Origin of the sequence: Dehalococcoides sp. (assembly GCF_041654235.1) — a bacterium.
GTDB classification, from domain to species: domain Bacteria; phylum Chloroflexota; class Dehalococcoidia; order Dehalococcoidales; family Dehalococcoidaceae; genus Dehalococcoides; species Dehalococcoides mccartyi_B.
In genome coordinates this window covers 21,474-28,678 of sequence record NZ_JBAZDW010000014.1, presented here as the reverse complement: position 1 = coordinate 28,678, position 7,205 = coordinate 21,474, and the positions used below count along the sequence as shown (strand labels likewise).

The window sequence follows — 7,205 nt, the reverse complement described above, 5'->3', positions numbered from 1 at the left end:
TTATGTCGGTGACAGTGTAGCCGTAACCGGCAGCGGTTTTGCCCCCAGCACGACAGTCAATTTTTACCTGTCAGGCAGTACCACTGCTTTTGCCCACCTGAACTCTTCCAGTACCGGTACTGTATCCGGTACTATTACCATACCCCCGGCCAAACAAGGGGTACTAAGCATCACCGCCAATGATAGCGGCACTCCCGGCACTGCTCCGGTTAATTTCACTATTAACCCCAAAATAACCCTTTCAACAGATAACCCCGGGGTAGGTGACAGCATAACTGTAACCGGCAGCGGTTTTTATGAAGGTATCATCCAGATTAGCGTAGATTCGGGCACTGCTGCTAATGCAGGTGTATCTGTGGGTTCAAACGGCAGCTTCAGCACCACTTTCACAATCCCGGCACTGACCCGTGGCATCCATACGCTTACAGCTAACGATGCCTGGAATAAATCCGCTCAGGCCACTTTTGATATAGCCCAGAAAATATCGGTAACCCCCACCAGCGGCACGGTGGGCACGAGCATCACCGTAAAGGGCAGCGGTTTTAATACTACCGGTTCAGTCACCCTGACCTACTTCGGCCAGAGTGTTACTGTGGCCCTGACTAGCGGCACTTTTACTACTACCTTTGTAATACCCGGTGTTCAAGCCGGAGTTTACACACTATCTGCCACAGACGGCAGCGTTATAGCTACCACCACCCTTACAGTTACCACCAATATCACCATGTCCCCCACCAACAACGCCTCCACTCCCGGTAGCGTGGGACAGGAAATTACCCTAACCGGTTCAGGCCTTAAGGCCAATGACACCGTACTGGTTACCTTTGACAGTGCCCAACTCACTATTACTCCCAGCCCCATAGTTGATAGCAATGGCGGTTTTAGCCTTATATTTAAAATTCCTACTACCACTGCCGGACCTCACACCATTACCGTTATCTCCGGCACTACCAGCAAGACCTTCACCTTCTTTGTTGAAGGCACTGCTCCCGCCACTCCTGCTCCTCTCACCCCGGAGATGGGACTTAAGGCTAAACAGCCCGTTGTCTTTGACTGGGAAGATGTTACTGACCCCAGTGGCGTTACTTATGTACTGGAAATTGCCACTGATGAAAACTTTGCTACCATTCTTTACCAGATAAAAGATCTCACCGACTCCACCTACACCATGACTGAGGCCCAGAAGCTGGAGAGTGTTTCTTCAGACAGCCCCTACTGGTGGAGAGTCAAGGCTGTGGACGGTGCTGGAAACGCAAGTGCTTATACCGGCGCTGGTAGTTTCACAGTTGGCTTCAGCCTGGACCTGCCCGCATGGGCTACCTATGTCCTGATTGGTATCGGTGGTCTTTTGTTGCTGGCTTTGGGTTTCTGGCTCGGCCGCCGCAACGCTGATTACTAAAAAATTCCTGAATTAAACGTATTATTGGAAGCCCTCTCCCTGAAAAGAGAGGGCTTCTTCTTTGCCGGGCATTTTCCAAAGCCAGTTAGCTTGAACATCTTGACTTAAGCCCCCTATCCAAGTACAATGATTCTCCAGGTCATTTTTTTCAAAGTAAGGGGGTGATATACAAATGGCAGACGTTAGACCCGAAAATAACGAGAGCTTTGAAAGCATGCTCAAACGTTTTAACCGCAAGGTCCAGCAGGACGGCATTCTTTCCGAAGCACGTCGCCGCACCCGCTTTGAACGCCCCCCGACCCGCCGCAAGCGTAAGGACGCCGCAAAAAGGCGTTTGGCAATAAAAGCCGCCAGAAAGGCCACCTAAAATGCCAACTTTGAAAGAAAAGTTTGGCGAAGAGGTCAAACTTTCTCTGCGACAAGGTGAAAAACTGAAGTGTTCTGTACTCCGGATGCTGGTTTCAGCCATCAGTTATGCTGAAATAGCCAAGCAGAAAACCTTTACAGATGAGGAAATCATCGGGGTAATAGCCAAGGAGATAAAGCAAAGGCGCGAAAGCATAGACGCCTATAAGCAGGCAAACAGACCTGAGCTGGTTGAAAAAGAACAGCAGGAAATGGAAATCCTCCAGTCCTATATGCCGGAACAGATGGGCGAAGCCGAACTGACCCTGATTATTAAAAAAGTAATCTCGGAAACAGGTGCCAGCACCCCTCAGGATAAGGGAAAAGTAATGGGCAAGTTAATGCCTCTGGTAAAAGGCAAAGCCGACGGACAGATGGTTAATGCCATCGTAACCGCACTTCTGAATAACTAAATTTAATTACCTTAAACCGGAAGGGAGACCTTTAAAAAGTCTCCCTTTTTATATTTCTTTGAAAGCGGTTTTATATTCAGTTTCCAGTTTTTGCCGCTGTTTCGGGTTTTCCAGCATGTGCCATGGCAGTTCATCTGCCAAATCAAACCGGGTTTTAGCCAGAGACTGGCTGTCTATCTCAAGTGATTTGGCTGCCCGCTTCCAGCAAGCCAGTGAATCACCTCCCGCTGTTGCCAGCAGGTTTGAAAGACTTGAATCACCTCTGGAAAGCACCGCCTGAATCTGAGACATTTCAGGGCTTTCAGCCCGAACCTCTATCCCCTGCCCTTCCAGACGTAAGCGTATTGTATCCAGCCGCCGCTTTATGAGGGCAGCATCTTCCATACCCAGCCACTGAAAAGGAGTGGCAGGTTTGGGCACAAAGGGAGCAATATTCAGGCTAAGCCTTACCCCACGCCCCTTGGAAGACATGGCCTGCTGAGCCTTTTCAGCCAGTACTATCATTTCTTCCACATCTTCGTCAGCCTCACCCGGCAACCCCAGCATGAAATAAAATTTAAGCTGGCGGAAACCCTTTTCAGCCACCAGAGCGGCTGCCCGTATTATGTCATCTTCGGTTATACCCTTGCGGATAATCCGTCTCAGCCTCTCAGAACCGGCTTCCGGTGCCATAGCCAAACTGGAAACACCTGAAAGCGCCAGTTCGTCCAGCATTTTTTCAGACAGCGGTTTTATCCTGAGCGAACTTACACTTAAGCCAAAATCCATATTCCTCAAGCGGGAGACAAGTTCAGTCACCTGGGGATGGTCACTAACCACCGGTCCCACCAGACCTATCCTCTTGCGTTTCAGCATTCCCTCTTCAGCCTGTTTTAACAGCAGTTCCAAAGGGTGGTAACGCAGAGGGCAAAACACCCCTGCTACTAAGCAAAAACGGCACTGGTGTCCGCAGCCGCGTTCCACTTCCATCAGATACATCTCGCCCAGTTCGGTAGCTGTACTGAAGACCGCCGTTCCCACCCCCTGAGTAAGTTCAGACGGAAATACCCTTTCAACCGGCTGTTCTGGCGGTATAGACGGCACATACAAACCGGGTATTTTAGCCAAACGTTCCAGAATCAAACCTTTAGATTCGCCTGCCGTTTCGGAAAGCACCGCCAGAAGCTCGGGTAAAATAGCCTCTGCCTCACCTATGCAAAACACGTCAAAAAAATCAGCTGCCGGTGAGGGGTTAGACATTATGCAGGCACCTCCGCCGATAACCAGCGGAAAAGCCTCGTCCCGTTCACGGGCGTAAAGCGGCATGCCGCAATCCGCCAGCATAGAGGGGATATTCAGAAAGTCCAGTTCGTAGGAAAGGGTAAACAAGAGAGCTACATAATCAGTAAGAGGGCGGCGTGATTCTACACTCAGAGTCGGGCGGCCTTTGGCGGTGCCGCCTTCCCAGAAAAATCTCTCGGCCAGATATTCCGGATAGTTATTTATCAGGCGGTAAAGGGTATGAAGTCCCAGATTTGACATGCCCACGTAGTAAGAATTGGGATATGCAACCGCCAGAGGCAATCTGCCGCCCCAGTCCTTAATAACAACTCCGCTTTCACCGGCTACCCTCTGGGAAGAGGCATATGAAACCCGTGTGCGTGAAAGCTCTTTACGATTCTTGAGGCGGTCTTTGCGTGCCATAATTGTTTCTTTGCTGTTTCCAGCAGTTACGCAGCAGACGCCCGTCTACCGCAATAATCTTGTCCGCCACTTTACGAAGTTCCACAGAGGTACTTTCCTTGCCGAAAAGGGCTACCTCCACGTTTTTGCCATTATCCTTGACTGCCTGAAGGGCACTCACAAAATCACTGTCCCCAGCAACCAGTATGGCTGTATCAAAATTATTCTTGAATCCATGGCTGAGCATATCGGTAGACAGCAATACATCTACCCCTTTTTCATATGGGGGTGTAGCAGGCCAACCTGAATATACCAACCTTCCCAGCCGAAGCTCCATATAGGGTATTTTTTCCAGACTGGTAAAAAACTTTTTCTGGTCATTAAAACGCTCCGGCTCTTCCTTGCGGCCTACCTCGGCATTGTAATAATAAATACGGACTAAACGCCTGTGTCCGGCAATCTTGGAGCAAAAACAACCAAAATCTATATCAGTTCTTTGAAAATGGGATTTGAGATAGTGGTACATGTTACTACCATCTATAAATATCATCACCCTTTCAAGTGTATCCGTCATCAATCACCACTCATGTATAGACTTGATTCTATAATATATTATTTGAGATAAAAAAACACCTATCCTGTTTTTAAGGCAGGAAAGGTGTTTTTATACCTAATCTAATTAGAATACGGCTAGGCGATCAAGCCAGCCACAGTGACTATCATGAGATACATGAAGCCAGCAGCAACCAGTACCAGAGCCAGCATATCCTTAGTGTTTTCCATTTTATATCCTCCAATATTTTTTAACATTTAGTATAACCGCAACCGGGGCAAATGAAGCACCCTTCCTGATAAACCAGAATACTGCCGCATTCAGGGCATTGCCCTGCTATGTTCCTGACCAGCCCGCTTACACTCCCGGTTTTGGCTGAAGCCGCCACTGGCTGACTGTAACCGTTTACATGTTTCTCCAGCACACTGGCAATCGCATCAGCACAGCTTAATACAGCTTTGCTGTCATCCCATGCAATGGAAGGGCAGCGAATACCTCTAAGCTGTTTAACCACCGAAGCTACTTCCATACCAGAGCGCAAGGCCAGCGAAATAAGCCGGCAGGTGGATTCAAGTTGGGCGGAAGCACAACCTCCGGCCTTGCCCAGTGAGGAAAACACCTCACAAATTCCATGCTCGTCAGAGTTTACAGTAACGTAAATATATCCGCAACCCGTAGTAACCCTTTCGGTAATACCCTGGGTTACTTTGGAACGTTTACGGGGCATCAAATTCGGGTTTACAGCAACAGCCGGAGTTTCAATTTTATTTTCAGCCTTGCCGGTAGACATAGGCTGGTCTTCGCGGCTGCCGTCACGATAGATAGTAATACCCTTCAAATTGCGGGCATGAGCCATTTTGTAGACCTCAGCCACATCACATTCCCCTGCGTCACGGGAAAAGTTTACTGTTTTGGAAACGGCGTTATCAGTGCATTTCTGGAAAGCCGCCTGTATGCGCACATGCCACTCCGGCACAATCTGGTGGGCGGTTACGAACAGGTCTTTGGCGTCCTGCGGCACATCAACCTCATCCAGATGCGCCCCTTCCGCCAAAGATTTAATAAGCTCCTCGGAATAATATCCGCCTTCTTTAGCCGCCCTCTCAAAATAAGGGTTAACCTCTATCATCTTAGTTCCGTCCAGAATATTGCGGGTAAAGCACAAGGCAAAATGGGGTTCAATACCTGAAGAACATCCCGCAATAATAGACAAAGTACCGGTGGGTGCAATGGTGGTACAGGAAGCGTTCCGCATAGGGCGACCGCTCTTCTCATAAATACTCCCGCGATAGGCCGGGAAAACGCCCCTCTCCACCGCCAGTTCTGACGAGAATTTGTGTGCTTCGTCATTTACAAAGCACATTATCTCCTCTGCCAGCTTTATTGAGTTTTCCGAATTGTACGGCACACCCAGTTCCAAAAGCATATCCGCAAAACCCATCACTCCCAGACCAATCTTGCGGCTCTTCTTGGTCATCTCATCAATCTGAGGCAGGGGGAATTTATTTACGTCTATGACATTATCCAGAAAACGAACGGCACTCTTTATAACCCGGCTCAGTTTTTTATAATCAACGGTATTTTGGCCTCCGCTTACAGTCACCATACGTGACAGGTTTATTGACCCCAAGTTGCAGGATTCATAAGGCAGCAAAGGCTGTTCACCGCAAGGATTGGTGCTTTCAATCCGCCCCAGCTGGGGAGTGGGATTGTAAGCATTTATGCGGTCAATAAAGACAATACCCGGATCACCAGTCTTCCAAGCCATATGAACAATCTTGTTAAACACTTCGGAAGCATTCAGACTGGAAACAACTTCGCCGTTATGGGGGTTTAACAAATCATAATCAACCCCATCTTTTACCGCCTGCATAAATTTATCGGTAATGGCTACCGACAAATTAAAGTTAGTCAGCACTCCGGCTTTATCCTTGGCATGGACAAATTTCATAATATCAGGGTGGTCAATACTCAGGATAGCCATATTGGCGCCCCTTCTGGTTCCACCCTGCTTGATAACATCAGTTGCCACATCAAAGGCACGCATGAAGGATACAGGCCCGCTGGCAACCCCTCCGGTAGTACCCACCCGGTCTTGTTCTGGACGCAGGCGGGAGAATGAGAAACCGGTGCCGCCGCCGCTCTTATGTATCATGGCGGTGTGCTTCACGGCATCAAAAATAGACTCTATCGAATCATCTACCGGCAGTACGAAACAGGCTGAAAGCTGCCCTAGCTCACGTCCGGCATTCATAAGGGTGGGCGAATTGGGCAGAAACTCCAGACGAGTCATCAGGTTAAAAAACTCGTCTTCACGGCTTCTTACGTCTGCCTTGGGGTTATAAATAAGCTCCCCCATGGCAATAGTGCGGGCAACCCGGCGAAACATATCCTCAACTGTTTCGGTAGTTTTGCCCTGCTTGTCTTTTTTCAGATAGCGGCGTTCCAGCACGCACATGGCATTATCTGTAAGCTTCAGCCCCTCAGTTCTGGCATCTGCCTTCATTTCAGATTTAACTTGTACTTTTACCGGCATCGGTTCTTCCTCCTTGGCTTGGGTCTCAATTTGATTTTGCTTGTCCTTGTTACCTGCGTCCAGCACCTCTTTGACCATTATATCTATCTCATCATCTGTGGCCAGTACCGCAGGGGCTTTTAAATCACTGGGCAACAAATCTTCCATGCCAGGCAATCCTACCGGCTTTTCCAGCCTTTTTATAAGCTGGCTGATAAGTGTTTCTATCTGGACTCTATCAGAAATACCCATTGAGGC

At 48.7% G+C, this 7,205-nt stretch carries 6 protein-coding genes; 3 read left to right on the top strand and 3 right to left on the bottom strand.

The genetic code is table 11. The annotated features are described in order from the left end of the window. The 3 genes from WC259_RS03090 to WC259_RS03080 all read left to right on the top strand — a co-directional run. The coding region (locus WC259_RS03090) for an IPT/TIG domain-containing protein (protein ID WP_372643126.1) at positions 1 to 1,399 on the top strand (1,399 nt) is incomplete at its 5' end. Between the two features lie 172 nt (positions 1,400 to 1,571). After that, complete coding sequence (gene rpsU, locus WC259_RS03085) at positions 1,572 to 1,766, top strand: 30S ribosomal protein S21 (protein ID WP_010936130.1); 195 nt, start codon at positions 1,572 to 1,574, stop codon at positions 1,764 to 1,766. A gap of 1 nt (position 1,767) precedes the next feature. After that, the gene (locus tag WC259_RS03080; protein ID WP_011308880.1) at positions 1,768 to 2,217 is read left to right on the top strand and encodes a GatB/YqeY domain-containing protein; all 450 of its coding nucleotides are present in this window, start codon (positions 1,768 to 1,770) and stop codon (positions 2,215 to 2,217) included. 48 nt (positions 2,218 to 2,265) lie between these two features. On the opposite strand, the gene WC259_RS03075 is transcribed toward WC259_RS03080, so the two are convergent. The 3 genes from WC259_RS03075 to WC259_RS03065 all read right to left on the bottom strand — a co-directional run bounded on the left by WC259_RS03075 (position 2,266) and on the right by WC259_RS03065 (position 6,968). Then, positions 2,266 to 3,900: a radical SAM protein gene (locus WC259_RS03075; protein ID WP_061977108.1), complete on the bottom strand. Its 1,635-nt coding sequence runs from the start codon at positions 3,898 to 3,900 to the stop codon at positions 2,266 to 2,268. Further along, a complete protein-coding gene (locus WC259_RS03070; RefSeq protein WP_011308878.1) occupies positions 3,869 to 4,453 on the bottom strand; it encodes an NYN domain-containing protein in 585 nt (194 codons plus the stop codon). Before WC259_RS03070 ends, WC259_RS03075 begins: the two co-directional genes overlap by 32 nt. A gap of 229 nt (positions 4,454 to 4,682) precedes the next feature. Beyond that, on the bottom strand, positions 4,683 to 6,968 hold the full coding sequence (locus tag WC259_RS03065) for a vitamin B12-dependent ribonucleotide reductase (protein WP_011308876.1): 2,286 nt from the start codon (positions 6,966 to 6,968) through the stop codon (positions 4,683 to 4,685). Between the last annotated feature and the right edge of the window lie 237 nt (positions 6,969 to 7,205).

Bases quoted from the DNA above. Each gene is read 5' to 3' on its own strand.
- WC259_RS03070 (WP_011308878.1), bottom strand. From the start codon at position 4,453: ATGACGGATACACTTGAAAGGGTGATGATATTTATAGATGGTAGTAAC.
- WC259_RS03080 (WP_011308880.1), top strand. From the start codon at position 1,768: ATGCCAACTTTGAAAGAAAAGTTTGGCGAAGAGGTCAAACTTTCTCTG.
- WC259_RS03065 (WP_011308876.1), bottom strand. From the start codon at position 6,968: ATGCCGGTAAAAGTACAAGTTAAATCTGAAATGAAGGCAGATGCCAGA.
- WC259_RS03075 (WP_061977108.1), bottom strand. From the start codon at position 3,900: ATGGCACGCAAAGACCGCCTCAAGAATCGTAAAGAGCTTTCACGCACA.
- rpsU (WP_010936130.1), top strand. From the start codon at position 1,572: ATGGCAGACGTTAGACCCGAAAATAACGAGAGCTTTGAAAGCATGCTC.